Origin of the sequence: Deinococcus pimensis DSM 21231 (assembly GCF_000519345.1) — a bacterium.
Taxonomy (GTDB): Bacteria; Deinococcota; Deinococci; order Deinococcales; family Deinococcaceae; genus Deinococcus_A; species Deinococcus_A pimensis.
In genome coordinates this window covers 1-989 of record NZ_KI912649.1, presented here as the reverse complement: position 1 = coordinate 989, position 989 = coordinate 1, and the positions used below count along the sequence as shown (strand labels likewise).

The following is a 989-nucleotide window of genomic DNA, read 5'->3' as shown; positions in this document are numbered from 1 at the left end:
GCCCGAGCGCCCTCGCCACGTCCCGCGCCGTCCGGACGCACAGGGCTTCGAACCGCCGCTCACGCCACGGGGACGGCGCGTCCTCCCCGCCGGACCCCGCCGGTCCCGCCCCGCGGAGCCCAGGAACTTGCCCGCGTGTACGTCCAACTGGAAACCACGCGCGCGACCCCGCCCGCCGCGGCCCTTCACGACGTCCGCGGGCGTCTCGTCCACCTGCACCACCGACGGGGCGCCCCAGACGCACTCTCGGAACGGCGTCCCCCGCCGCCTCGGATCATGCAGCACCTGCCTCGCGCGGCGTTCCTCGGGGTGCGCCTCCCTCCTTCGCTTCACCTCGGCGAGGATCTGCGTCCCGACGTCCTCCCGCTGTTCCCGCCCCTGCGTGGCCGCCGCGCGCTTCCCAGCGTGCCGCCCGACCTTCCGCGTGACCACGGTGCTCCATCCGAACTTCCCATGCTTGCCGACCTTCGCGTTCTACTTCATGCGTTCCTCCTGGCCACCAGGGCCGACGTGAGTGCCTTCTCCAGCGCGCCTTCGCCCGACAGCAAGGTCTCCGCCGCGACGCGCGCCAACAGGTGCCGCACGCCCGCGCGACTCCCCCCCGTCACGCGGTGCAGCTCGTCCATAAAGGGCGCGATCTCCTCCCACTCGGGCTCGAACCCGAACGAGCGCAACAACTCCAGCACGAACAAGGGAAGGTGCGCCGTCCACAGGCGCGGCAGGTGTACCCGCTCGTCCGCCGGCGACAGGGTGACCTCCGGCATCGGCCCGGGCGGGACGATCACGAACGCCACGCCCGCCTCCGCCTGGTACAGGTGCATCACCGCCCACACTGGGTAGATGCGTTCCAGCACGACCGTCGTGACGCCCGCGTCCCGCATGGCCGTCCAGGCCCGTCCGGGTGCGTCCGCGACGTTCGCGGGCCTCGGACGGTCCAGCGCGCGCAGCACCGCCCGACCCAGCAGCTGCGCCGTCACGAGCCCGGGGCT

General features: G+C 73.2%; 1 protein-coding gene. It reads right to left on the bottom strand.

Features of this window, described 5'->3' with window-relative positions:
• Positions 1-479: 479 nt before the first annotated feature.
• On the bottom strand, positions 480-989 hold a 510-nt coding region (locus DEIPI_RS39900; protein ID WP_045234333.1), incomplete at its 5' end, for a hypothetical protein.